This is a genomic window from Luteimonas yindakuii, assembly GCF_004803715.2.
In the GTDB taxonomy this organism is placed as follows: Bacteria; Pseudomonadota; Gammaproteobacteria; order Xanthomonadales; family Xanthomonadaceae; genus Luteimonas; species Luteimonas yindakuii.
Map to the genome: position 1 here is coordinate 342,765 of NZ_CP039383.2, position 23,471 is coordinate 366,235.

Sequence of the window (23,471 nt, forward strand, 5' to 3'; positions counted from 1 at the left end):
AAGAGGAACGCAAAGCATGCCCGATGCCGCGTGCAGGCGGGTCGCCGCATGCGCCGTGGATGGGATACTGCGCGGCCCGCACCGCCGCGCAGGTCACGCCTTGTCCACTTCTTCCGTACCCCGGGTCGACGTCGCCATCCTCGGCGGGGGCGCCAGTGGCGCGCTGGTTGCCGCGCACCTGCTCGATCGTGACGATGCGCCCTCGGTGGCACTGGTCGAACCGCGTGCGGCGCCGGCGCGTGGCGCGGCGTACTCCACCGGCCGCCCCGAGCACCTGCTCAATGTGCGCGCGGCCGGCATGAGCGCGTTCAACGCGGAACCGGGCGATTTCGTCGCCTGGCTGCAGCGGCAACCCATGCACTCCGGTACGGACCCTGCGACCCTCGCACCGCGCTTCATGCCGCGCCGCGAGTACGGCGCCTACCTCGCCGCGCTGCTGGAGACCGCGCCTGCCGCCGCACGCCTGCAGCGCGTCGCCACGGTGGCGGACAGGGTCGCGCCGCTCGACACGGGCTACCGCATCACCTTGGCCGATGGCGGGTGCATCGATGCGCGCGTCGTGGTGCTGGCGATCGGCAACCTCGCCGCGCCACTGCCGCTGGCCGGCGCCGATACGCTGGGCGCAGGGCCGGTCGTCGAGGCCTGGGATTACGAGGCGGTCACCGCCATCGATGGCGATGCCGACGTGTGCATCGTCGGCGCCGGGCTGAGCATGGTCGACGCGGTGATGACGCTGCATGCGAACGGCCACCGCGGGCGGATCATCGCGCTGTCGCGCAACGGCCTGTTGCCGTTGGCGCACACGGTGGCGACGCCGGCACCCGGTGACTGGACAGCCCTGCTGCCGCTGGGCGTGCGTGCGCGCCTGCGCGTGCTGCGCGGCTGGGTCGCAGCCGAGGTGGCTGCGGGGCGTCCCTGGCAGGGCGTGCTGGATGCGTTGCGTCCGCACGTGCAGGCGCTGTGGACGGCCTGGCCCGAGATCGAACAGCGACGCTTCCTGCGCCATGCGGTGCGCCAGTGGGATATCCACCGCCATCGCATCGCGCCCGAGGTCGCTGCCGTCATCGAGGCGCTGGCGATGGAAGGGCGCTTCGTGCTGCACGCCGGCCGCGCCCATGCACTGGAGGTCGGCCCGCGCCTGCGCCTGCGCTATCGCCGTCGAAAGGACGCTGCCGAAGCGGTGATCGACGCCGACGTGCTGGTCAACGCCACCGGCATGGAGAAGCGCATCACCCGCGCCCGCAGCCCGCTGCTGCAGGGCCTGCTGGCCGACGGCCTGGCACGGCCCGGCCCGCACGGGATCGGCATCGACACCGCGGACGACGGCGCGCTGCGCGATCGCGATGGCCGCCCGGTGCCGGGCCTGTGGACCCTGGGTGCGCTGCGTGCCGGCAGCCTGTGGGAAAGCATCGCCATGCCGGAGTTGCGCGGTCAGGCGCTGCAGGTGGCGGATGCGGTGCGCGCGCGACTGGCGACGTCGTCGCCCTGACTCAAAGGCAGAGCTTGCGCAGGCGCCGCAGCTCCTCGTCGAGCAGCTCGGAACTGCCGCCGCTGCCCAGCGCGCCGATGTTCCGGCGCACCCGCGGGCAGGGATCGGTGGTGTAGCCGGGGCCGCCGAACAGCTCGCCGATGCCTCGCGCGACGTCCGCGACGCTTACCGGGTCGCGCATCGCGAAACGCCCGTCGGGCGCGGCTTCGCGATGGCGCAGCGGATCGGGCACGAATTCCGCCCGCAACGGCTGCCGCTGCGACCAGGCCTGCGCCTGGCGCATGAGGTCGTGGCCGCGCGCAGTTGCCGGCGCGTCCGCGGCATCGGCGGGTGCGGGGTCTGGCGCAGGCACGGGGTCTGGCGCAGGCACGGGGGACGTGGCGACGATGCTGATCACGGCGCGCGTCCGCGTGCGGGCCGGAGGTCGCGATGCGGTGGCCTCCGCTGCGACGTCATCGATGGACGGCGCGGCAGGCCCGATCCAGGTCACCTGCAATGCCTGCGCGGATGCGGCGCGCGGCGCCACCCGCTGCGCGAGCAGCCAGTGGATGACGACCAGATGCAGCGCCACGGCGATCAGCGCCGCGGCAACCCCGATGCCACGCGTTCCCTGCGTTTGCCGCATGCCGGCTGTTTCCCTGCCCCGTGTGGGCGGCGACGCTAGCGGGTGGGCGGTTAAAGCTTCGTTGCACGGCGTCGACCCGGGCAACGCATAATCCGGCCATGGACCGATACGAACGCATCCTCGCCCTGCATCGCACCCTGCGGAATTCCCGCTATCCGGTGACCGTCGCGCGACTGCAGGACGAACTGGGCTGTTCGCGCGCCACCGTCTATCGCGACCTCGCCTTCCTGCGCGATGCGCTGATGGCGCCGATCGTTGGTGACGGCGAGGCCGGTTTCCGCTACGACGCCGCCGAAGCCGACCGCTTCGAGCTGCCGGGGCTGTGGCTGAGCTCGGACGAGCTGCATGCGCTGCTCGCCGCGCAGCAGCTGCTGTCGCGCAGCGGCGGCGGGATGCTGTCCAACGCGCTGGCGCCGCTGCAGCAGCGCATCGAGAAGCTGCTCGACGAACATTCCTCGGGCCGCCAGTGGCCGGTCGACCGCGTGCGGGTGATCCCGCACCGTTCGCGGCGCATGGACGAGCAGGCGTTCCGCTTCGTCTGTTCGGCGGTGCTCGAGCGCAAGCAGCTGAGCTTCGAATACCGCGCGCGCTCGACCGACGAGAAGACCCGGCGCACGGTGTCGCCGCAGCGGATCACCCACTACCGCGGCAACTGGTACCTCGATGCCTGGGACCACGGGCGCGAGGCATTGCGCAGCTTCTCGGTCGACCGCGTCGGTGGCGCGCGCGTGCTCGACGCCGTCGCGCGCGACATCGACGAGGCCGAGCTGGACCGCCACCTGGCCGGCAGCTACGGCATCTTCTCCGGCGAGCCCAAGGGCTGGGCGACGATCCGATTCAACGCGCGTGCCGCGCGCTGGGTGGCCGACGAACACTGGCACTCGCAGCAGCAGGGCCGCGTGCTGCCCGATGGCGGCTACGAACTGCGCGTGCCCTACAGCTCGCCGCGCGAACTGCTGATGGACGTGCTGCATTACGGCGCCGACGCCGAGATCGTCGAGCCGGCCTCGCTGCGCGAACAGGCGCGCTCGCTGCTGGCACTGGCACTGTCGAACTACGAGAACTGACGACGCCCGGCGTCCGACCCTCTCCCGCCTGCGGGGGAAGTGGCGCGCCGCGCCGGATGAGGGCTTCTGGCGGCCGAGCACGGGGTGCCGCCCACGTTCCCTGCGCCCGTGGCTGAACCCTTCTCCACCTGCGGGAATTGGCGCGCAGTGCCAGACGAGGGCCTGCGCTGGCATGGCGCCCGCGCCTGCCTCCAGCAACCGCGCACCGTCGCAGCCGGTGCGACCACCCCGGCGGAGGATGACCCCATCGTCTTCCTCCGGAGTCCGCCATGCACCCTGCACGCCACCGCCGTGACCCCGCGTCGTCGCCTCTGCTGTATGCCGCGCTGCTGGGCCTGATGTTCCTGGCCGCCGTCGCCGTGCTCTCGCTGCCGGCCGCACGTGGCAGCTCGCCGATCGGCCTGCTTCCCGTCTGGTTGCTGCTGCTGCCTGCCGCCTCGCTGGCGGCGCTGGCAGTGCGCGACCGCCTGTTCACATCGCCGGAAACCGCAGCCTCCGGGCCGGGGCGGCGGCGCGCGCTGCAGCAGGCGCAGCGGCGCCGGGCGACCCGCGCCAGCCGTGCGCGCCCGCGCGTGCAGGCGGCCTGAGCGCGCCTGCGCCACGGGACTTCCGGCACCCCGGCGCCTGCGGCCGCTGTGATAGCGTCCCCGTTTTGACCGCTTCCAGGGTTTTGCACATGCCGAATCTCACTCGACTCTGCCTCGCCGCCGGCCTGGCGCTGGGTTTTGCCGCTGGCGCGCACGCGCAGGAGGGTGCCGACGTGGCCGATCCGCACCAATGGCTGGAGGAGGTCGAAGGCGACCGCGCGCTGGCCTGGGTCCGCGAGCAGAACGCGAAGGCCGAGGCCGAACTGGCCGCCACGCCGGAGTTCAAGCGCCTGGAGGCCGACCTGCTGGCGATCTACGACTCCGACGACCGCATCCCGGCCGTCTACAAGCAGGGCGAGTACTACTACAACTTCTGGCGTGATCGGAACCACGAGCGCGGCATCTGGCGCCGCACCACGCTCGACGAATACCGCAAGCCGCGGCCACAGTGGGAAGTGCTGCTCGACCTCGATGCGCTCAACAGGGCCGAGGGCGAGAACTGGGTCTGGCACGGCGCCGACTGCCTGCGTCCCCGGCTCTCCACCGAACCGTACAGCCGCTGCCTGGTTGCGTTGTCGCGCGGCGGTGCCGATGCCGACGTCAGCCGCGAATTCGACCTGTCGACGAAGCAGTGGGTCGACGGGGGCTTCTTCCGCCCGGAGGCCAAGGGCGGCCTGAGCTGGATCGATCGCGACAACGTCTACATCTACACCGATTTCGGCGACGGCTCGATGACCAGTTCGGGCTATCCGCGCATCGTCAAGCAGTGGACGCGCGGCACGCCGGTGGAGCAGGCCACCGTGGTCTATGAAGGCCGCGCCGACGACATGTACATCGCCGCGATGCGCGACCACACGCCGGGCTTCGAGCGTGACTTCGTCAGCCGCACGATCGCCTTCTACAACGACGAGCTGTACCTGCGGAATGCCGACGGCACGCTGACGAAGATCGACGCGCCGAACTCCACCAACAAGCGCGTCCATCGCGAGTGGCTGACGCTGGAACTGCGCGAGCCGCTGGAAGCGGGCGGCCGCAGCTATCCGGCGGGTTCGCTGCTGGCGGCGAAGTTCGACGACTACATGGCCGGCAAGCGCGAATTCCAGGTGCTGTTCGAGCCCACCGACACGACCTCGCTCGCCGGCGCGACCTTCACCCGCAATCACGTCGTGCTCAACGTGCTCGACGACGTCAAGAACCGGCTCAGCGTGCTGACCGCCGGCCCCGACGGCTGGACCCGCGGCGAGTTCGCGGGCGCGCCGGAATTCGGCACCGTGGCCGTATCGGCCGTCGACAGCGATGAATCCGACGCGCTGTGGATGACCGTCACCGACTACCTCACCCCGAGCACGCTGTCGCTGGTCGAGCCCGGCAGGGCGCCGGAAACGCTCAAGACCATGCCGACGTTCTTCGACGCGTCGACGCATGAGATCGAGCAGCACTTCGCGACCTCGAAGGACGGCACCCGCGTGCCGTACTTCCTGGTGCGGCCGAAGGACATGGCGCTCGACGGCAGCAACCCGACGCTGCTGTACGGCTACGGCGGCTTCGAGATCTCGCTGACCCCCGGCTATTCCGGCGGCGTCGGCAAGGGCTGGCTGGAGCAGGGTGGTGCGTACGCCGTGGCCAACATCCGCGGCGGTGGCGAGTACGGCCCGCGCTGGCACCAGGCCGCGCTCAAGCAGAACCGCCACAAGGCCTACGAGGATTTCGCCGCCGTCGCCCAGGACATGATCGACCGCAAGGTCACCTCGCCCGGGCACCTCGGCATCCGCGGCGGCAGCAACGGCGGGCTCCTCACCGGCAACATGCTCACGCAGTACCCGGAGCTGTTCGGCGCGGTGGTGATCCAGGTGCCGCTGCTGGACATGCAGCGCTACCACAAGCTGCTGGCGGGCGCGTCGTGGATGGCCGAATACGGCAACCCCGACGTGGCGGCGGAGTGGGAATTCATCCGCACCTTCTCGCCGTACCACCTGTTCGATGCGGCGAAGGATTACCCGCCGACGCTGATCCTCACCTCCACCCGCGACGACCGCGTCCACCCCGGGCATGCGCGCAAGATGCACGCGCTGATGAGCGAGGCCGGCAAGGACGTGCGCTACTACGAGAACATCGAGGGTGGCCACGGCGGTGCCGCCAACAACCGCCAGGCCGCGCACATGGATGCGCTGTACTACACCTTCCTCTGGCAGCACCTGAAGTAAGCGCTGCCACTCCCTGCGCGGCCGTCCTCCGGGGCGGCCGCGTTGCATTCCGCCGTCGGACCCCCATCCATGAAGCATCTCTCCCTGCTGGCCACCGCACTGCTCATGACCGCATCCCTGCACGCCGCCGATCTGCCCACGCCGCCTGACGCCGCACGCCAACCGCACCAGGTGCGCGCGCCGCACGGTGCGGTGCGTGCGGACGACTACTACTGGCTGCGTGACGATAAGCGCGAGGCGAGGCCGGTCATCGACTACCTGCAGGCCGAGAACGCCTATGCCGACGCGGTGATGGCACCGTTGCAGGACCTGCAGGGCGCGCTGTACGAGGAGATCGTCGGCCGCATCCGCCAGGACGACAGCTCGGTGCCGTACCGCGAGCGCGGCTGGTGGTACTACTCGCGCTTCGAGGCCGGGAAGGACTATCCGGTCTACGCGCGCCGCCGCGATGGCGACGGCGTCGACGCCGCCGGCCTGCTGGCCGCCAACGATTCCGGCCGCTTCGACGGCGAGCAGGTCCTGCTCGACGTCAACACGCTGGCCGAGGGCAAGGACTACTACAACGTCGGCGACTACGCGGTCAGCCAGGACAACCGCCTGCTCGCCTATGCCGAGGACACCAACGGCCGCCGCCAGTACACGGTGCGCTTCCGCAACCTCGACACCGGCGAGGACTACCTCGACACCATCACCGGCGTGTCGGCGAACCTCGTCTGGGCCGATGACAACCGCACGCTGTTCTACGTCGAGAACGACCCCGAGACGCTGCTGACCGTGCGGGTGAAGAAGCACGTGCTGGGCACCCCGGTGGCCGATGACGTGCTGGTCTACGAAGAGGAGGACGACAGCTTCTACATGGGCATCGACCGTACCCGCGACGACCGCTACATCGTCATCGGCGTCGGCAGCACGGTGTCCGACGAGCTGCGCTATGCACCGGCCGACAATCCGCAGACGTTCACCGTGCTCGCTCCGCGCGAACGCGATCTCGAATACGACGCCGACCACCATGGCGGGCGCTGGGTGATCCGCACCAACGCCGATGGCGCCGCCAACTTCAAGCTGGTGACCGCGCCCACTGGCGCGACGACGCGTGCGCAGTGGACGGACTGGGTCGGGCATCGCGATGACGTCTTCATCGAAGGTTTCGAACTGTTCGATGGCTTCGCCGCGATCGACGAGCGTTCCGACGCGCTCGAACGCGTGCGCGTGCTCAAGGCCGATGGCAGCGAGCAGCACGTTGCCGCCGACGAGCCGGCATATTCGATGGGCCTGAGCGTCAATGCCGAGCCGGACACGCAGTGGCTGCGCTACAGCTACACCTCGCTGACCACGCCGGCGACGACCTACGAGGTCAATGTCGCCACCGGCGAGCGCCGCACGCTCAAGCAGCAGCCGGTGATCGGCTACGACGCGTCGAAATACGTGACCGAGCGCATCTGGAGCGAGGCCCGCGACGGCACCAGGGTTCCGGTGTCGCTGGTCTACCGCAAGGGCTTCGAGAAGAACGGCCAGGCCGCGCTGCTGCAGTACGCCTACGGCAGCTACGGCTCGTCGATGGACCCGGGCTTCAACCTGCCGGTGGTGAGCCTGCTCGATCGCGGCATGGTCTATGCCATCGCCCACATCCGCGGTGGCCAGGAGATGGGCCGTCGCTGGTACGACGACGGCAAGCTGTTCAACAAGATCAACACCTTCACCGACTTCATCGACGTCACCCGCGACCTGGTCGCGCGCGGCTACGCGGCAAAGGACCGCGTCGCCGGCTACGGCGGCAGTGCCGGTGGCCTGCTGATGGGCGCGGTCGCCAACATGGCGCCGCAGGACTACCGGGTGATCCTGTCGCAGGTGCCGTTCGTCGACGTGGTCACGACGATGCTCGACCCCACGATCCCGCTGACCACCAACGAATACGACGAGTGGGGCAACCCGGAGCAGCAGGACGCCTACGACTACATGCTGTCGTACTCGCCCTACGACAACCTCAGTGCCCAGGCGTATCCGGCGATGTTCGTCGGCACCGGCCTGTGGGATTCGCAGGTGCAGTACTGGGAGCCGGCGAAGTACGTGGCGAAGCTGCGCGACCTCGACACCGGCGACGCGCCGATCGTGTTCCGCACCAACATGGATGCCGGCCACGGCGGCAAGTCCGGCCGCTTCCGCCGCTACCGCGAACTGTCGGAGATGTACGCCTTCCTGCTGGCGCAGCTCGACGTCGAGCACTGATCGGGCGGCATGAGCGAGGCGCACACGCGTGGCGCCTATCATTCGCCCATGCAAGCGCGCACCCGTTTCCGCTGGGCCTGGTGGCTGCTGGCCTACGTCAGCCTCGGGCTCGGCCTGGTCGGCGTGTTCGTGCCCGGGTTGCCGACCACGGTGTTCATCCTGATCGCGGCCTGGGCCGCGGCGCGCGGCTCCGATCGCCTGCGTCGCCGGCTGCTCGCGCATCCGCACTTCGGTCCGGCCATCGTCGACTGGGAACGGCACGGGGCCGTCGCCCGCCGCGGCAAATGGATGGCAACCGCGGTGATGGCGGCCTGCGCGCTGGTGCTGCTGGTGGTGATGCCGCTGTTCGCCGCGCACCGCTGGTGGATGACCGCGCTGCCGATCGCCTGCATGGCCTGCGTGGGGGCCTGGCTGTGGTGCCGGCCCGAGCCGCCGGCATCACCTCCACGGGCCTGAGCATGCGCGGCGCGACACACCGCGGCACACGGCCGGGCGCGTTCCTCGCCGTGCCGCGTGCGGCTACACTGCGGCCATGAATCGAAGCCTCCTGCCGCTCTCCGCGGCCTGCCTCGTGGCGCTGTGTCTGGCGCTGTCCGCCTGTGGCAACAAGGGCGATCTGTTCCTGCCACCGCCGGAGCCGGCCGTGGTCGACGACGCCGCCACGCCGGCCGAGCCGCCTGCCGACGACGCCGATGACCTGCCGCCCGTCGACGGCGATGGCGACACGCCGCCGGTGGACGGCAGCGGCATCGTGCCGGTGCCGACCGGCGCGGCCGAAGGCGATACGACGCCGCCGACCGGGGACGGCGACGGCGCCGCGTGACCGGGTCGCTGCAATGACCGGCCTGCGTTTCAGCAAGATGCACGGGGCCGGCAACGATTTCGTGGTACTGGACCTGCGCGGCGGCCGTCCGCCGCCGGCCGCGGCGCTGTGCCGTGCACTGGCCGACCGCCACACCGGCGTCGGCTGCGACCAGATCCTGACGATCGAGCCGCCGCGCCAGGCGGGCTCGGTGGCCGCATACGGCATCTGGAACAGCGATGGCTCGCCCTCGCAGCAGTGCGGCAACGGTGCGCGTTGCGTGGCCGCGTGGCTGCGCCGCGACGGCGCGGCCGATGCCGTGGCGTTCCGGCTCGACAGCCCCGCCGGCACCCATGCCGTCGACGACCTCGGCGGCGGCCGTTTCCGCGTCGCGCTCGGAGTGCCCGCGTTCATGCCCGCATCGGTGCCGCTGGCCGGCTTCGATGCGCCGCAGGACCGCTACGTGCTCGACGTCGATGGCGCAGGGGTCGAATTCGGTGCGGTGTCGATGGGCAACCCGCACGCGGTGATCGAGGTGGAGGACGTCGACACCGCGCCGGTGCGCACGCTCGGGCCCGCATTGCAGCGGCGGCCGGCCTTCCCGGATTCGGCGAACGTCGGCTTCGCCCAGGTGCTCGATCGCACCCACGTGCGCGTGCGGGTGTACGAGCGCGGTGCCGGCGAGACCCGCGCCTGCGGCAGTGGCGCCAGCGCCGCGGCGGCGGTGCTGATGCGGCGCGGCCGCATCGAGCGCGCGGTCGAGGTCGACCTGCCGGGCGGCACGCTGCGGATCGACTGGCCGCGCGACGACGCCGAACTGACCATGGCCGGACCGGCCGCATTCGTATTCGAAGGGGAGTGGATCGCATGAGCGAGACCGTCGAGAAGATCAGCGCGCACGAGGTGGCCGCCTGGCTGCGCCGCCATCCGAAGTTCCTGCAGCAGTTCCCGGACCTCGCGATGACCCTGGTGGTGCCGCGCGAGGACGGCCCCGCCGCTTCGCTGGCGGGATACCAGCTGGAAGTGCTGCGCGACAAGAACCGCGAGCTCTCGCGGCGCCTGCACGACCTGTTCGCGATCTCGCAGGAGAACGAACGCCTGGCGGTGCGCACGCACCAGCTCACCCTGGCGCTGATGCGGCAGACGACGCCCGCCGGTACGGTACGCGCGCTGGCGGCGTCATTGGCCGAGGACTTCAACGGCGACCTGGTGCGCGTGGTCCTGTTCGCACCTGTGGCGGGACTCGAGGACACCGACTGGGTGCAGGTGGTGCCGCGCGAGGACGCACTGCTGCGGCCGTTCGTCGACGCACTGCGCGAGGGCGAACCGCTGTGCGGACGCCTGCACCCGGACAAGCAGTCGCTGCTGTACGGCGCGCGGGTCGAGGACGTGCAGTCCACCGCGCTGTTGCCGCTGGATGCCATCGGCCTGATCGCCGTCGGCAGCCGCGACGCCAACCGCTTCTACCCCGGCATGGGCACGCTGTTCCTGCGCATGATGGGCGAAGCCTTCGCCGCCGCCATGCAGCGCTTCGCCCCCTGAGGCCCACGCGGATGCGTGAGGACGCCGCCACCCCCGTGCCACTGCCGGCCGACGTGACCGCGTTCCTCGAACACCTGCGCGTCGAGAAGCACGTGTCCGCGCACACCCTCGACGCCTACCGACGCGACCTGCAGGCGCTCGCGGGCTGGGCGCACACGCAGGGCATGGGGCCGGCGGACGTGGCCAATGCCGGCGTGCGTGCATTCGTCGCCGCCGAACACCGCCGTGGGCTGTCGCCAAAAAGCCTGCAGCGGCGGCTGTCGGCGTGCCGGAGTTTCTTCCGCTGGCTGCTGCGGCATGGGCGGATCGAGGCCGACCCCTGCACCGGCGTGCGTGCGCCCAAGGCGGCGCGGCGCCTGCCCGAAGTGCTCGACCCGGACGAGGCGAAGGCGCTGGTGGAGGTCGATACCGCGGCGCCGCTGGGTCGGCGCGACCGCGCGATGCTGGAGCTGTTCTATTCGTCCGGCCTGCGTGTGTCGGAACTGTGCGCGCTGCGCTGGCGTGACCTCGACCTCGACGATGGGCTGGTGAGCGTGCTCGGCAAGGGCAGCCGCCAGCGCCTGGTGCCGGTTGGCTCGTACGCGGTGCGCGCGCTCGTCGACTGGGCGGGCGAGGGCGGTGCGAGCGCCGATGCGCCGGTGTTTCCCGGTCGTGGCGGCCGGCCGATCACCCCGCGCGCGGTGCAGTTGCGCATGCGCCAACTCGCCCAGCGCCAGGGCCTGTTCAAGCGCGTGCACCCGCACCTGCTGCGGCATTCGTTCGCCAGCCACGTGCTGGAATCCTCCGGCGACCTGCGCGGCGTGCAGGAGCTGCTCGGCCACGCCGACATCGCCACCACCCAGATCTACACCCATCTCGATTTCGGCCACCTCTCGAAGGTCTACGACGCCGCGCACCCGCGGGCCAAGCGGCGCCGCGACTGAGCGGGTCGTGCACGGCGCGCGGTGTGTCGGTTCTTGATCCTCATCATGGCGCGGGCATGCGGGCTCGCGCACCATGCGTGACATGGTCGAGACGATAGAAGGCTGGCGCTGCATCGGCTGCGGCAAGGTGGATGCGCCGGCCCCGTGCATCGGCATCTGCCAGGATCGCCGCGTGGAGCTGGTGCTTGCACATGACTACGCCGAACTCGCGTGGCGGGTGGAGCAGCTGGAGGCGGCGCTTGCGCTGATCGCGCGCGTCACCCCGAAGCCGGACCAGCTCGATGCTTCGTGGGCGGCGCTGCAACAACGTGCACGCACGCTGCTGGGCGAACACGGCAGCTGAACCTGCGGCGGTCTGCGTGCGCCCTTCCGCGCTTGAAGCGCGCGCCAGCGGCCCCACTCAGGGGATTCGACCCCGGAGCGCCGCATGGACCCCAGCCAGAATCCCAACGTCTTCCACGCCACCACCATCGTGTCGATCCGCAGGGGCGGCAAGGTGGTCGTCGCCGGCGATGGCCAGGTCACGCTTGGCAACACCGTGATGAAGGGCAATGCGCGCAAGGTGCGCCGGCTAGGCGATGGCAAGGTGCTTGCCGGCTTCGCCGGTGCCGCCGCCGATGCGTTCACGCTGTTCGAGCTGTTCGAGATCAAGTTGCAGCAGCATGGCGGCCAGCTCGTGCGTGCCGCGGTGGAGCTGGTCAAGGACTGGCGCACCGACCGCCGCTACGGAAAGCTCGAAGCACTGCTCGCAGTTGCCGACAGCGAGAGCTCGCTGATCATCAGCGGCAACGGCGACATCATCGAACCCGACGACGGCATCATCGCCATCGGTTCCGGCGGCTCCTACGCACTGTCCGCCGCGCGCGCATTGCTTGCGCATACCGACCTCGACGCACGCAGCGTCGCCGTCGAGGCACTCAACATCGCCGGCGACATCTGCATCTACACCAACCGCAACATCGTCGTCGAAGAGCTTTGATTGGTGATTCGTGATGGGTGATCCGTAACAGCGGGCCATCTCTCACGAATTGCGGCAGGCAGCGCTCTCTCGAATCACGAATCACGAATCACGGCCTTCATTCAATGACCAATAACGGCTCATCAACCATGACCCCGCGCGAGATCGTGCAGGAACTCGACCGCCACATCGTCGGCCAGAACGCTGCCAAGCGCGCGGTCGCCATCGCGCTGCGCAACCGCTGGCGCCGCGCGCAGCTGCCGGACGAGCTGCGCAACGAGGTCATGCCGAAGAACATCCTGATGATCGGTCCCACCGGCGTCGGCAAGACCGAGATCGCGCGGCGGCTGGCGACACTGGCCAACGCGCCGTTCGTGAAGGTCGAGGCCACGCGCTTCACCGAGGTCGGCTACGTCGGCAAGGATGTCGAACAGATCATCCGCGACCTCGCCGACACCGCGGTCAAGCTGTATCGCGAACAGGCCAAGCAGCGCGTGCGCACCCAGGCCGAGGAGCGTGCCGAGGACCGCATCCTCGATGCGCTGCTGCCGCGTCGCGAGGCACCCGCGCAGGCGTTCGGCTTCGGCGCGCAGCCGAGCACGACGGTCGACATCGGCGCCGAGCCGTCGGCCAGGGAATCGGAGACCCGGCAGAAGCTGCGCCGCCAGCTGCGTGCCGGCGAACTCGACGAGCGCGAGATCGAGCTCGACCTCGCCGCCTCCGCCGCCGGCATGGACATCATGACCCCGCCGGGCATGGAGGAAATGGGCCAGCAGCTGCGGCAGATGTTCGCCAACCTTGGCGGCGGCAGGACGCACAAGCGCAAACTGGCGATCAAGGCCGCGCGCCCGCTTCTGGTCGAGGAAGAGGCCGGCAAGCTGGTCAACGAGGACGACGTGCGCGAGGTCGCGATCGAGGCCTGCGAACAGCACGGCATCGTTTTCATCGACGAGATCGACAAGGTCGCGCGCCGCAGCGAGGGCGGTGTGGCCGGCGGCGACGTCAGCCGCGAAGGCGTGCAGCGCGACCTGCTGCCGCTGGTGGAAGGCTCGACCGTCAGCACCAAGTACGGTTCGGTCAAGACCGACCACATCCTGTTCATCGCATCGGGCGCGTTCCACATGTCCAAGCCCAGCGACCTGGTGCCGGAGCTGCAGGGCCGCTTCCCGATCCGCGTCGAGCTGAGCGCGCTGACCAAGGAAGACTTCGTGCGCATCCTCACCGAGCCGAAGGCCGCGCTGACCACGCAGTACGTCGAACTGCTGCGCACCGAGGGCGTCGAGCTCACGTTCGCCGATGATGCCGTCGACCGCCTCGCCGAGATCGCCGCGCAGGTCAACGAGACGCAGGAGAACATCGGTGCCCGCCGCCTGCACACCGTGCTCGAGCGCCTGCTCGACAGCCTCAGCTTCGAGGCACCCGACAAGGGCGGCACGATCACCATCGACCGCGCCTACGTCGATGCGCACCTCGGCGAGCTGGTGAAGGACCAGGACCTGAGCCGCTACATCCTCTGACGCTCGCGTTCGGCGCCGGCAACAAGCTGGCGCGCCCTGAAGACCCGGTTCGACCCTTCTCCGCGCTGCGGGAGACAGATCGGCAGGATTGCCGATCTGGACGGCGAAGCCGCCCCGAAGGGGTGAGCGCCATGGATGGCGCGAATCCAGGTAGCGCGACGGGACTGGATAACGGGCCCTGCCTGCGCCAAAGGCCCACGTGCGGGCAGCTCCCGCATCACCGTTGCAGTTCCAAAATGGGAAATATGGATATAATGGACCTCTTCCCGGAGGTGCTCCCATGTCCCTGCCCCTGAAGCTCGACAGCCTCGACGACCTTCCGCGCGCACCCGCATCCGACGTCAAGAAGCTCGGCTGGCGCGGCGTCATGCGCGCCGTCGCCCGCGAAGGCCGGCTGGCGGTGACCAACCACAACCTGCCCGAGGCGGTGATCCTGTCCGCCGACGAGTACGACGCCATCCTCCGCGCGCTCGCGGCCGCCGGCGCTCCGGAACGCAGTGCGCTGGAGGAACTGCGGACACGTTTCGACGAACGCCTCGCGGCATTGCAGGCCGCCGATGCCGGCGCGCGCCTGCGCGCGGTGATGGACGCCCCGGCCACGCTGGATGGCAAGGTGCGCGCGGGCCGCCCGGGTTGAACGCGGACCAGGGCCGGCCACGCGCCGACGGCAACCTTCGCGACTGACGATGCCGCGTCCGGTCCTCTACGTACTGGCCGGCGTCAACGGCGCCGGCAAGAGTTCGATCGGCGGCCACCTGCTGCAGCGCGCCGGGCTCACCTGGTTCAACCCGGACGAGTTCGCCCGCGAGCTGGCCCAGCGCACCGGCTGCGCCATGGCCGACGCCAACGCCGCTGCCTGGCAGGAAGGCATGCGCCGGCTTGATGCCGCGCTCGCCGCCGGTCACGACCACGCCTTCGAAACGACCCTCGGCGGCACCACCGTCTCCCTGCGCATCGCGCAGGCTGCGCGCAGCCACGATGTCCTGATGTGGTACTGCGGCCTGTCCTCCCCGGAACAGCACATCGCCCGGGTGCAGGCCCGCGTGGCCGCAGGCGGGCACGACATCCCCGAAGCGATGATCCGAGCGCGCTGGACCCGCGCCCGCGAGAACCTGGTCGCCCTGATGCCGCGACTGGCGCGATTACGGGTCTACGACAACAGCACCGATGTCGCGCCCGGCGCGGTCATTCCCGATCCCACACTGGTCCTCGAGATGGCCGCTGGCCGCACTGTCCGGCCGCGCCCGGATCACCTCGAGGACCTTGCGGCCACGCCGGAGTGGGCACGACCACTTGTGGAAGCCGCGTTGCAGCGCGGCCTCTGAATTCATCCGTGCCGCTTACGGTGAGCATCCGGATCGCAGGCTGACGCCGCACCCCGATGGCCCCGGCGTTCGGCGAGCACCATCGGTGGAGGGTGGATGGGTCCTTCGGCCTGCCGGTCACCCAACCCCGCGTTATGCGCGAGCTCGTCGCAGAGTTGGTGCAGGGCGACGCCGCGCAGGACCAGCAGCGATCCTCGTGACCCCGCAGGTGTCGTAGCTATGCTCCGCACATGACGGAACCTGCGCAGACAAACCCGACCAGTGCCGACGGCTCCACGTCTCCCGCCGACCGAAGCGGCGCGCGGCACGTTTCCGGAAACGTGCCTCCGCATTCGCGCCCCACCCGCGATCTGTATCCCGACGCGCTGCGTGCCTGCGCCCTGCTGGTGGTCGTACTCGGCCACTGGGTGGCCACGCTGCCGGTGCTGGAGGACGGGCGGCTGGTCGGGACGGGGCATCTGCTGCGTGCATGGGGTCCTGCGGCAGCGCTGACATGGCTGGTGCAGGTGGTGCCGCTGTTCGTGTTCGTGTCGGCGGCGGTCAGTACGCCCGGGGTGGTGCGACGGCTTGGCGAAGGGCATTCGCAACGGCAATGGTGGGCGCGCCGTGCGCTCGGGCTGGCACGTCCTACGCTGAGCTATCTGCTGGTGCTGGCCGCCATCGCGTTGCTGGCGCGGTTGCTCGATGGCCATCTGCTGCAGGCCTTCAATACCTCGCTGACCATCCACCTGTGGTTCCTGGTGATGCTGCTGGCGGTGCAGGCGCTGCTGCCGCTGTGCGTGCGCGCGGATCGCCGTTTCGGCCTGAAGGCGGTCGCCGCATTGCTGCTGATCGCGGTGATCGCCGACCTGCTGCGCGCAGGCATCAGGCAACCGGCTGAGCTGTTGCAGCTGGGCGCGCGCGTCGATGCGAATCCCGGCGGGATCGGCTGGATCAACCTGCTTGCGGTCTGGCTGCTGCCGCAGCAGCTGGGCATCGCCTGGCGGAATGGCCGGCTGGCGGGCGCGCGCCATGGCGCGGCGCTGATCGCGCTGGCCGTCGCGTGGCTGGCGGCGGCCATGGCCAGCGGCTATCCGGTGGCGATGGTGGGCGTGCAGCTGGCCGGCAACAACATGCTGCCGCCGACGCTGGCACTGGTCGGGGTGGTCTGGCTGCAGGCTGGCGCGGTGCTGCTTGCCGAGTCGCCCGCGCGGCGCTTCCTGCAACGTCACCCGCTGCCACGCGTGGTGGCGGTGCTGGGCGCACTCGGCATGCCGCTGTACCTGTGGCACAAGCTGGCGGAGTTGCCCGCGGCGTGGATCGGCGAATGGGCGGGACTGCCGATCGACGCCAGTGATCCCCTCGCTCCCGGGTTCTGGCTCGGACGACTCGGCTGGCTGCTGCTGTGCGCGGCCTGCCTTGCGCCGGTGATGGCGGCAGTGGTCCGCTACGAACTCTCGCGCCGGCGCGATGTGGCACCGGCCCCCGCCTCCGCGACGGTCTTCCTCGGCGGTGCGGCGTTGTTTGCCGGCCTTGGCGTGGCGCTGTTGCATGGGGCGCAGGGCGCGATCGTGGCCGCCGCGATGGTGCTGGCGGCTTCGCTGCTGCTGCGCGCGCGGCCGGTCTGAGCCGCGCGACGTCTCAACGCAGGATCAGCAGTGGCACCGGGCTGCGCCGCAACACCTGGCCGGTGGTGCTGCCCAGGAACCATTCGCGCAGGCGCGAGTGGCCATAGGCCCCCATCACCAGCAGGTCCGCATCGAGGCGGGATATGTGGGCGACGATCGCATCGTCGGCGGGCAGCGACGCGCGGTGCAGCTCCGGCGCGAAGCCGCTGGCGTGCAGGGCGTCGGCAACCTCCACCAGTGCGCGTTCCTGGCCGGCATCGCCTCCCGCCAGCAGCAGGTGGCATTCCAGCCCGCGCAGCAACGGGCTGGCGGCGATGCGTTCGACCGCGCGCCGCGCGGTTTCGCTGCCATCGAAGGCGACCAGTACGCGCTGGATCGGCCGCGCCGGGGCGTCGAGCTGGGCCAGCAGCACGGGCCGCTGCACCGCCCGCAGCACCGGCTCCACCTGGCCGCCGATGTCGTGTCCGGACGCGCCACCGCGCGTGCCGCGCAGGCCCATCACGAACAGCCGGGTGTCGGCTTCCACCTCCACCAGGACCTCGCGCAGGCGGCCATGGCGCTGGCGGGTGATGACCTCCAGCCCGGTGGCATCGATGCCGGCCGCGGTCGCGGCCAGCAGACGCTCGCCGCGCGCCAGGGTGATCTCGGCGCGGCGCGCATCGAGTTCAACCAGTTCCTGCAGCAGCGCGTCCTGCGCACCGAGGCCGATGCTGCCACTGGCATCTAGCGGCGCGGGCCCGCCATCGTCGGGCCAGGTGCAACAGCTCGAGCGCGGTGCCGAGCCGCCGCGCGGCCCACGCGCCAAGCACCGTCACCGCGCCGGCGGCGGCCGAGCCATCGATCGCGGCCAGTACATGGCCGTCGGTGGGGACAATGGATGCGGACATCGAAGCCTCCTCAGTGCGGGCCCATCAGACGTTGCACGGCGTGCCGGTCGTGCTCGCCGTGGCGCTCGACCAGCGTCGCGCTGGCGGCGTCCATGCCGGTCACTTCGACCACCGTACCCTCGCGGCGGAATTTCAGCACCACCCGGCCACCGCTCGCGCAGCGGTGGAAAGTGGGTCAGGGAGATTTCCGCAAAGCGGACCGGAGCGGTCCGTGGGCAGGACGATCGGGGGCACGTGCATGCAGCCGCGTGGCGCGGCGGCATGGGCGGTGTCCCAGGGTGGGGTGATCGTCATGCGTGCCGTGGGTGAGGGCGTCGCGGCGTGGACTCTACCCCGGCACGCTCAGTCCTCGCCGATGTCCTCGTTCCACAGCGCCGGGTTGGCCGCGATCCAGTCGCCCATCATGGTGATGCAGCGTTCGTCGGCGAGATCCACCACGTTGACGCCGGCCTCGCGCAGCCAGTCGATGCCACCGCCGAAGTTCACCGATTCGCCAACCACCACCGTGCCGATGCCGAACTGCCGCACCAGCCCGCTGCAGTACCAGCACGGCGCAAGCGTGGTGACCATGATCGCGTCGCGATAGCTCATCTGGCGGCCGGCCTTGCGGAAGGCGTCGGTCTCGCCATGGATGGAGGGGTCGTCTTCCTGCACACGGCGGTTGTGGCCGCAGCCGAGCAGGCGGCCATCGCGGGCATAGAGTGCCGCGCCGATCGGGATGCCGCCCTCGGCCAGGCCCTGGCGGGCTTCGGCGATGGCGGTGTCGAGCAGGGCGCGGTAGTCGGGCGTGGCGATCATGGCAGGGGCGGGTGCATGCGGCCGCGCAGTGTCGCATGCACGGCGATGGCCGCCGGCGGTGCGATAATCGCGGCATGAACGAATCCGACAAGCCCGGCACCACCGATTTCGGTTTCCGCGACGTCCCCACCGGCGAGAAGCAAAAGCTGGTCGGCCAGGTGTTCTCCTCGGTCGCGCGCAACTACGACCTGATGAACGACCTGATGAGCCTGGGCATCCACCGGGTCTGGAAGCGCTACTTCACCGCCACCGCGCAGGTGAAGCGTGGCGACCGCGTGCTCGATCTCGCCGGTGGCACCGGGGACATCGCCGCGTTGCTGAAGGACCGCGTGGGCGAGGCCGGCGGCATCGTGCTCGGCGACATCAACGGCGAGATGCTGCGCGTGGGCCGTGACCGCATGACCGACCGCGGCCGGGTGCGCGGTTTCGAGTACGTGCAGTGCAACGCGGAGGCGCTGCCGTTCCCGGATGCCAGCTTTGACCTGGTGACGATCGCCTTCGGCCTGCGCAACGTCACCGACAAGGACGCCGCGCTGCGCGAGATGCATCGCGTGCTCAAGGTCGGCGGGCAGGCACGGGTGCTGGAGTTTTCCGAGGTGAAACCCGAGTGGTTCCGCCCGATCTACGACTTCCACTCGTTCCAGGTGCTGCCGCGGCTGGGCAGGCTGTTCGCCAACGATGCCGACAGCTACCAGTACCTGGCCGAATCGATCCGCAAGCACCCGCCGCAGGATGTGCTGAAGGCGATGATGGACCGCGCGGGCTTCGCGCGTACGCGCTACCGCAACCTGTCGGCGGGCATCGTCGCGGTGCACGACGGCTACAAGGCCTGAGGCCGTCCGTAGCAGCGCCCTCGGGCGCGACCGAACCAGTCCGGATTTCCCTGGACTGCGCACGGGAATACCGGCGGTTGAAGACGTGTCGCAAGCGGTCGCGGCCAAGGGCCGCTCCTGCTTGCCGGGACCCGGCGGGTAGAATCGTCCGGTCCCCCTGCACGGAAATCCCCGATGCGCCCATTCCGTTCCATCGCCTGCGCGTTGTCGCTGGCGGCGCTCGCGCTCGCCGGCTGCAGCCGCGAACCCTCGCCTGACACGTCCACGCCCGTCCCTGCCAAGGAGGCCCCGGTGGCCGCTGCCGACCGCGACGAGCATTCCTTCGCCGAGCCCACCCGCGTGGTCATCGACGACATCGCGCTGGATCTCGACCTCGATTTCGACAGCCGCACGCTGGCCGGCACCGCCACCTACACCCTGGAGTGGAAGGACGAGGCGGCGAACGAGCTCGTGCTCGACACCCGCGACATCACCATCGAGCGCGTGGAGGGCGAAGCCAACAGCCAGTGGCAGCCGCTGCAGTTCGCGCTCGACGACGCCCATGCCTCGCTCGGCAGCCGGCTGGTGGTGCAGGCGCCGGAGCGCAACGCGAAGATCCGCGTGACCTACCGCACCGCGCCGGGTGCGTCCGGGCTGCAGTGGCTGACACCGGAAATGACCGAGGGCAAGCAGTTGCCCTTCATGTTCACCCAGTCGCAGCAGATCCATGCGCGCAGCTGGGTGCCGCTGCAGGACACGCCGGCGGTGCGCTACACGTACTCGGCGACGATCCGCACCCGCCCCGACGTGATGGTGCTGATGAGCGCCGACAACGACCCGGCCGCGCAGCGCGATGGTGAGTACAGCTTCCGCATGCCGCAGCGCATCCCGTCGTACCTGATGGCGATCGCCGCGGGCGACCTGGTGTTCCAGCCGATTTCCGCACGTGCCGGCGTGTGGGCGGAACCGTCAATGGTGGAGCGCGCGGTGGCGGAGTTCGCCGACACCGAGAAGATGATCGCCACCACCGAGGCGCTGTACGGCCCGTACCGCTGGGAGCGCTACGACCTGCTGGTGCTGCCGCCGTCGTTCCCGTTCGGCGGCATGGAGAACCCGCGGCTGTCGTTCATCACCCCGACGGTGATCGTCGGCGACCGCTCGCTGGTGTCGCTGATCGCGCACGAACTCGCGCACAGCTGGTCCGGCAACCTGGTCACCTTCGCCAGTGCCAAGCACGGCTGGCTCAACGAGGGCATGACCAGCTACGTCGAGAACCGCATCGTCGAATCGCTGTACGGCAAGGAATTCAGCGACATGGAGTACGTCATCGCCCGTGACGCGCTCAAGGCCGGCATCGGCGACATGCCCGAGGCGACGCAGGCGCTGGCGGTAAAGCCCGGCACCGAACTCGATGCGGATGATGCGCTGAGCGCGGTGTCCTACGACAAGGGCGCGTGGTTCCTGCAGTTCCTCGAGCAGCGTTTCGGCCGCGAGGTGTTCGACGCCTTCCTGCGCGGCTACTTCGACCACTTCGCGTTCCAGTCGATCACCACGGAGCAGTTTCTCGAGTACGCGCGCGAACACCTGTTCAACGCGCATCCGGACACCGTGACCGAGGCCGAGATCCAGGAGTGGCTGTACGCGCCGGGCATTCCGGCGTCCGCACCGCAGGTGCTGTCGCCGAAACTCGGCCTGGTCGACTCGGCACGGCTGGCATGGCTGGGCAGCGCCCAACTGCCGCCGCAACAGCTGACCTCGGAATGGACCACGCAGGAATGGATCCACTTCCTCGAAGGCCTGCCGCAGACGCTGAACCAGGAGCAGATGGCGCAGCTCGACACCGCCTACCGCTTCACCGGCACGCCCAACGGTGAACTGGCGATGCGCTGGTACCCGCTGGCGGTGCGCAGTGGCTACATGCTGGCGTTCGAACCGATGACGCAGTTCCTGCAGACGGTCGGTCGACGCAAGCTGATCCTGCCGATCTACACCGCGCTGGTGCAGACCCCCGAAGGGCTGGCACTGGCCACGCAGGTGTTCGAACGCGCACGGCCGGGCAGCCATCCGATCACCGCCGCTTCGGTGCAGCGGATCCTCGACGAGGCCAAGCCGAAGCCGGCGCCGGTCGATCCGGCGCAGGCCACGACCGGGCTGGGCAAGCAGCCCGTTTCCGGCGCCCCGGCGCGTTGAACCCCTCTCCCGATGGCGGGACGACGCGCGCTTGAACCCCTCTCCCGCCTGCGGGAGAGGGGCAGGGGTGACGGCGCCGCTACGCACGGCCGCCGCCTCTCACAGCCGCTAAGCTTGCGTCGTCTCCGCCGCCGGATCCCTGCGATGTCCCGCTTCCGCCTTCTCGTCCCCGTGTTTCTTGGCGCACTCGCGCTGTCCGCCTGCAGCGACCGCGAGGCCGCAGCGGCGGCCCAGGCCGAGGCGCGCGCCGCAGCCGCGGAACAGCAGGCGCAGGAAGCCGAGCAGGGCTTCGAGAAGGCGGTCGCCGAGGAGAACTGGGCGCTGGCCAAGGCGCAGGGCGACGTGCTGTTCATGCGCTGGCCCGATACCGAAGCCGCGGCCCGGGTGCGCGAGCGCTTTGACGACGTGTCCGCCCGGGCCAATGCCGCACGCGAAGCCACCCGCACCGCGGCGCTGTGGAGCTACCAGGGCATCGCGGTGAAAGGCGGCGAGCAGCGCTCGGCCGCGATCGATGCCCGAGAGACCGTCGATACCGACGGCAGCGGCGCGCGCCGGGTGCAGCTGATCTTCCGCGACCATCCGGATTGGGGTCGCAGCAGCTATCTGGTGCTGCAGGCCGGTGACTTCGACTGTTACCGGGGTTGCCGGGTCAACGTCGCCATCGACGGTGGCGAGCCGCGGCGGATGGCAGCGAGCCGTCCGGATACCGACGAGGCCATCGCGATGTTCATCGAGGATGAGCGCGCGCTGTGGCGTCTGCTCGACGAGGCGAAGACGCTGTCGATCGAGTTCCCGGTCAAGGCCGGTGGCACCCGCACCGCCGAATTCGAAGTCGGCGGTCTCGACCCTGCGCGCATGCCGGGCTGGAACTGAGGCCGCGCCGCTGGCGGGCGACGCGGCCTGGCCGCTGCCTCAGGCCAGCGAGTAACCGAACTGCTGGCGGAACTGTTCGGCGAACTCGTCGTAGTCGAAGCGCTGGTTCTGGGTGCCGGGGTGTTCCACCTTGAGCGCACCCATCAGGTTGCCGATGCGGCCGATGGTCTCCCAGTCGTAGCCCTTCTGGATACCGAACAGCAGGCCGGCGCGGAAGGCATCGCCGCAGCCGGTGGGATCGGTCACCCGGCGCTCGTGCGCGGGCGGCACGTGGTAGCTCTTGCCGTCGGTGTGGATCTCCGAACCCTTCGGGCCGCGGGTGGTGATGTAGGCCTTGACCCGCTTGACGATGTCGCCTTCACTCCAGCCGGTGCGTTCCTGCAACAGGTTGGACTCGTAGTCGTTGACGGTGACGTAGTCGGCCTGCTCGATGAAGGCGCGCAGTTCCTCGCCGTTGAACAGCGGCATGGCCTGGCCGGGATCGAAGATGAAGGGAATGCCGGCCTCGGCGAACTCCTTCGAGTTCTGGATCATGCCCTCGTAGCCATCGGGGCTGACGATGCCGATGGTCACGCCGGGTACGTCGCGCACATGGTTCTCGTAGCTGCGCATCATCGCGCCGGGGTGAAAGGCGGTGATCTGGTTGTTGTCGAGGTCGGTGGTGATGAAGGCCTGCGGGGTGAACAGGTCATCGAGCACCTTGACCTGGTCGAGGCGGATGTCGTTTTCCTCGAACCATTCGCGGTACGGGCCGAAATCCTGGCCGACGGTGGCCATCGGCACCGGGTCGCCGCCCAGCAGCTTGAGGTTGTAGGCGATGTTGCCGGCGCAGCCGCCGAACTCGCGACGCATCCGCGGCACCAGGAACGAGACGTTCAGGATGTGGACCTTGTCCGGCAGGATGTGGTTCTTGAACTGGTCCGGGAACACCATGATGGTGTCGTAGGCCAGGGATCCGCAGATCAGGACGGACATCGGCAAGCGCTCGGGCGACGTAAAGCCGCATAGGGTACACCGCAGCGGCGACGCCGGCCCTGCG

24 protein-coding genes are annotated in these 23,471 nt (G+C 69.9%); 19 read left to right on the top strand and 5 right to left on the bottom strand.

Annotated elements, in window-relative coordinates:
- The first annotated feature begins 100 nt into the window (after window positions 1-100).
- A complete protein-coding gene (locus E5843_RS01560) occupies window positions 101-1,489 on the top strand; it encodes an FAD/NAD(P)-binding protein (RefSeq protein ID WP_244240811.1) in 1,389 nt (462 codons plus the stop codon).
- Window position 1,490: 1 nt separating this feature from the next.
- Here the strand turns inward: E5843_RS01560 and E5843_RS01565 are convergent, their stop codons facing one another.
- Window positions 1,491-2,114, bottom strand: coding sequence for a hypothetical protein (locus E5843_RS01565; protein ID WP_136411623.1), 624 nt, complete (start codon window positions 2,112-2,114; stop codon window positions 1,491-1,493).
- A 98-nt stretch (window positions 2,115-2,212) separates the two neighbouring features.
- Between E5843_RS01565 and E5843_RS01570 the strand changes: the two genes are divergently transcribed.
- From E5843_RS01570 to E5843_RS01640, 15 genes are all read left to right on the top strand, one after another.
- On the top strand, window positions 2,213-3,181 hold the full coding sequence (locus tag E5843_RS01570; protein WP_141065585.1) for a helix-turn-helix transcriptional regulator: 969 nt from the start codon (window positions 2,213-2,215) through the stop codon (window positions 3,179-3,181).
- Between the two features lie 269 nt (window positions 3,182-3,450).
- Window positions 3,451-3,768: a hypothetical protein gene (locus E5843_RS01575; RefSeq protein ID WP_141065586.1), complete on the top strand. Its 318-nt coding sequence runs from the start codon at window positions 3,451-3,453 to the stop codon at window positions 3,766-3,768.
- 89 nt (window positions 3,769-3,857) lie between these two features.
- Entirely contained in the window at window positions 3,858-5,972 is a 2,115-nt protein-coding gene (locus E5843_RS01580) for a prolyl oligopeptidase family serine peptidase (protein ID WP_141065587.1), read from the top strand.
- Between the two features lie 69 nt (window positions 5,973-6,041).
- Complete coding sequence (locus E5843_RS01585) at window positions 6,042-8,198, top strand: S9 family peptidase (protein ID WP_166815836.1); 2,157 nt, start codon at window positions 6,042-6,044, stop codon at window positions 8,196-8,198.
- 48 nt (window positions 8,199-8,246) lie between these two features.
- The gene (locus tag E5843_RS01590) at window positions 8,247-8,654 is read left to right on the top strand and encodes a YbaN family protein (RefSeq protein WP_136411625.1); all 408 of its coding nucleotides are present in this window, start codon (window positions 8,247-8,249) and stop codon (window positions 8,652-8,654) included.
- Between the two features lie 76 nt (window positions 8,655-8,730).
- Entirely contained in the window at window positions 8,731-9,021 is a 291-nt protein-coding gene (gene lptM, locus E5843_RS14205; RefSeq protein WP_208542764.1) for an LPS translocon maturation chaperone LptM, read from the top strand.
- Between the two features lie 13 nt (window positions 9,022-9,034).
- Window positions 9,035-9,871, top strand: coding sequence for a diaminopimelate epimerase (gene dapF, locus E5843_RS01600; RefSeq protein ID WP_244240812.1), 837 nt, complete (start codon window positions 9,035-9,037; stop codon window positions 9,869-9,871).
- Window positions 9,868-10,542, top strand: a complete 675-nt coding sequence (locus E5843_RS01605; RefSeq protein WP_141065588.1) for a DUF484 family protein — start codon at window positions 9,868-9,870, stop codon at window positions 10,540-10,542. The genes dapF and E5843_RS01605 overlap by 4 nt, the downstream gene beginning before the upstream one ends.
- Window positions 10,543-10,553: 11 nt before the next feature.
- Window positions 10,554-11,465, top strand: coding sequence for a tyrosine recombinase XerC (gene xerC / locus E5843_RS01610; RefSeq protein WP_136411627.1), 912 nt, complete (start codon window positions 10,554-10,556; stop codon window positions 11,463-11,465).
- 73 nt (window positions 11,466-11,538) lie between these two features.
- On the top strand, window positions 11,539-11,808 hold the full coding sequence (locus tag E5843_RS01615) for a hypothetical protein (RefSeq protein WP_136411628.1): 270 nt from the start codon (window positions 11,539-11,541) through the stop codon (window positions 11,806-11,808).
- 84 nt (window positions 11,809-11,892) lie between these two features.
- Complete coding sequence (hslV, locus tag E5843_RS01620) at window positions 11,893-12,444, top strand: ATP-dependent protease subunit HslV (RefSeq protein WP_134675127.1); 552 nt, start codon at window positions 11,893-11,895, stop codon at window positions 12,442-12,444.
- Window positions 12,445-12,548: 104 nt separating this feature from the next.
- Window positions 12,549-13,940: an ATP-dependent protease ATPase subunit HslU gene (hslU, locus tag E5843_RS01625; RefSeq protein WP_141065589.1), complete on the top strand. Its 1,392-nt coding sequence runs from the start codon at window positions 12,549-12,551 to the stop codon at window positions 13,938-13,940.
- A gap of 280 nt (window positions 13,941-14,220) precedes the next feature.
- Window positions 14,221-14,577: a type II toxin-antitoxin system prevent-host-death family antitoxin gene (locus E5843_RS01630; RefSeq protein WP_136411629.1), complete on the top strand. Its 357-nt coding sequence runs from the start codon at window positions 14,221-14,223 to the stop codon at window positions 14,575-14,577.
- Entirely contained in the window at window positions 14,546-15,265 is a 720-nt protein-coding gene (locus E5843_RS01635) for an ATPase (protein WP_425480724.1), read from the top strand. Before E5843_RS01630 ends, E5843_RS01635 begins: the two co-directional genes overlap by 32 nt.
- A 320-nt stretch (window positions 15,266-15,585) precedes the next feature.
- Window positions 15,586-16,872 (top strand): acyltransferase family protein, encoded by a 1,287-nt coding sequence (locus E5843_RS01640; RefSeq protein ID WP_166815838.1) that lies wholly within the window; start codon window positions 15,586-15,588, stop codon window positions 16,870-16,872.
- A 13-nt stretch (window positions 16,873-16,885) separates the two neighbouring features.
- Here the strand turns inward: E5843_RS01640 and E5843_RS01645 are convergent, their stop codons facing one another.
- The 3 genes from E5843_RS01645 to E5843_RS01655 all read right to left on the bottom strand — a co-directional run bounded on the left by E5843_RS01645 (window position 16,886) and on the right by E5843_RS01655 (window position 18,557).
- Window positions 16,886-17,677 carry a universal stress protein gene (locus tag E5843_RS01645; RefSeq protein WP_141065590.1) on the bottom strand — a complete coding sequence of 264 codons (792 nt, stop codon included), beginning with the start codon at window positions 17,675-17,677 and terminating at the stop codon, window positions 16,886-16,888.
- A 92-nt stretch (window positions 17,678-17,769) separates the two neighbouring features.
- Window positions 17,770-17,898, bottom strand: coding sequence for a hypothetical protein (locus E5843_RS14490; RefSeq protein ID WP_279631939.1), 129 nt, complete (start codon window positions 17,896-17,898; stop codon window positions 17,770-17,772).
- Between the two features lie 203 nt (window positions 17,899-18,101).
- Window positions 18,102-18,557, bottom strand: a complete 456-nt coding sequence (locus E5843_RS01655; RefSeq protein ID WP_134675121.1) for a nucleoside deaminase — start codon at window positions 18,555-18,557, stop codon at window positions 18,102-18,104.
- 74 nt (window positions 18,558-18,631) lie between these two features.
- Between E5843_RS01655 and ubiE the strand changes: the two genes are divergently transcribed.
- The 3 genes from ubiE (at window position 18,632) to E5843_RS01670 (ending at window position 22,432) form a co-directional block, all read left to right on the top strand.
- Complete coding sequence (gene ubiE, locus E5843_RS01660) at window positions 18,632-19,390, top strand: bifunctional demethylmenaquinone methyltransferase/2-methoxy-6-polyprenyl-1,4-benzoquinol methylase UbiE (protein WP_141065591.1); 759 nt, start codon at window positions 18,632-18,634, stop codon at window positions 19,388-19,390.
- Window positions 19,391-19,564: 174 nt separating this feature from the next.
- Window positions 19,565-21,559: a M1 family metallopeptidase gene (locus E5843_RS01665; RefSeq protein WP_141065592.1), complete on the top strand. Its 1,995-nt coding sequence runs from the start codon at window positions 19,565-19,567 to the stop codon at window positions 21,557-21,559.
- A 144-nt stretch (window positions 21,560-21,703) separates the two neighbouring features.
- Entirely contained in the window at window positions 21,704-22,432 is a 729-nt protein-coding gene (locus E5843_RS01670; RefSeq protein WP_136411634.1) for a hypothetical protein, read from the top strand.
- Between the two features lie 39 nt (window positions 22,433-22,471).
- Here E5843_RS01670 and E5843_RS01675 read toward each other — a convergent pair whose 3' ends face one another.
- Window positions 22,472-23,407: a carbohydrate kinase family protein gene (locus tag E5843_RS01675; RefSeq protein ID WP_136411635.1), complete on the bottom strand. Its 936-nt coding sequence runs from the start codon at window positions 23,405-23,407 to the stop codon at window positions 22,472-22,474.
- Window positions 23,408-23,471 lie beyond the last annotated feature (64 nt).

Coding starts and splice junctions, on each gene's coding strand:
- E5843_RS01565 (WP_136411623.1), bottom strand. CDS start 2,114: ATGCGGCAAACGCAGGGAACGCGTGGCATCGGGGTTGCCGCGGCGCTG.
- E5843_RS01570 (WP_141065585.1), top strand. CDS start 2,213: ATGGACCGATACGAACGCATCCTCGCCCTGCATCGCACCCTGCGGAAT.
- E5843_RS01575 (WP_141065586.1), top strand. CDS start 3,451: ATGCACCCTGCACGCCACCGCCGTGACCCCGCGTCGTCGCCTCTGCTG.
- E5843_RS01580 (WP_141065587.1), top strand. CDS start 3,858: ATGCCGAATCTCACTCGACTCTGCCTCGCCGCCGGCCTGGCGCTGGGT.
- E5843_RS01585 (WP_166815836.1), top strand. CDS start 6,042: ATGAAGCATCTCTCCCTGCTGGCCACCGCACTGCTCATGACCGCATCC.
- E5843_RS01590 (WP_136411625.1), top strand. CDS start 8,247: ATGCAAGCGCGCACCCGTTTCCGCTGGGCCTGGTGGCTGCTGGCCTAC.
- lptM (WP_208542764.1), top strand. CDS start 8,731: ATGAATCGAAGCCTCCTGCCGCTCTCCGCGGCCTGCCTCGTGGCGCTG.
- dapF (WP_244240812.1), top strand. CDS start 9,035: ATGACCGGCCTGCGTTTCAGCAAGATGCACGGGGCCGGCAACGATTTC.
- E5843_RS01605 (WP_141065588.1), top strand. CDS start 9,868: ATGAGCGAGACCGTCGAGAAGATCAGCGCGCACGAGGTGGCCGCCTGG.
- xerC (WP_136411627.1), top strand. CDS start 10,554: ATGCGTGAGGACGCCGCCACCCCCGTGCCACTGCCGGCCGACGTGACC.
- E5843_RS01615 (WP_136411628.1), top strand. CDS start 11,539: ATGCGTGACATGGTCGAGACGATAGAAGGCTGGCGCTGCATCGGCTGC.
- hslV (WP_134675127.1), top strand. CDS start 11,893: ATGGACCCCAGCCAGAATCCCAACGTCTTCCACGCCACCACCATCGTG.
- hslU (WP_141065589.1), top strand. CDS start 12,549: ATGACCAATAACGGCTCATCAACCATGACCCCGCGCGAGATCGTGCAG.
- E5843_RS01630 (WP_136411629.1), top strand. CDS start 14,221: ATGTCCCTGCCCCTGAAGCTCGACAGCCTCGACGACCTTCCGCGCGCA.
- E5843_RS01635 (WP_425480724.1), top strand. CDS start 14,546: ATGGCAAGGTGCGCGCGGGCCGCCCGGGTTGAACGCGGACCAGGGCCG.
- E5843_RS01655 (WP_134675121.1), bottom strand. CDS start 18,557: ATGATCGCCACGCCCGACTACCGCGCCCTGCTCGACACCGCCATCGCC.
- ubiE (WP_141065591.1), top strand. CDS start 18,632: ATGAACGAATCCGACAAGCCCGGCACCACCGATTTCGGTTTCCGCGAC.
- E5843_RS01665 (WP_141065592.1), top strand. CDS start 19,565: ATGCGCCCATTCCGTTCCATCGCCTGCGCGTTGTCGCTGGCGGCGCTC.
- E5843_RS01670 (WP_136411634.1), top strand. CDS start 21,704: ATGTCCCGCTTCCGCCTTCTCGTCCCCGTGTTTCTTGGCGCACTCGCG.
- E5843_RS01675 (WP_136411635.1), bottom strand. CDS start 23,407: ATGTCCGTCCTGATCTGCGGATCCCTGGCCTACGACACCATCATGGTG.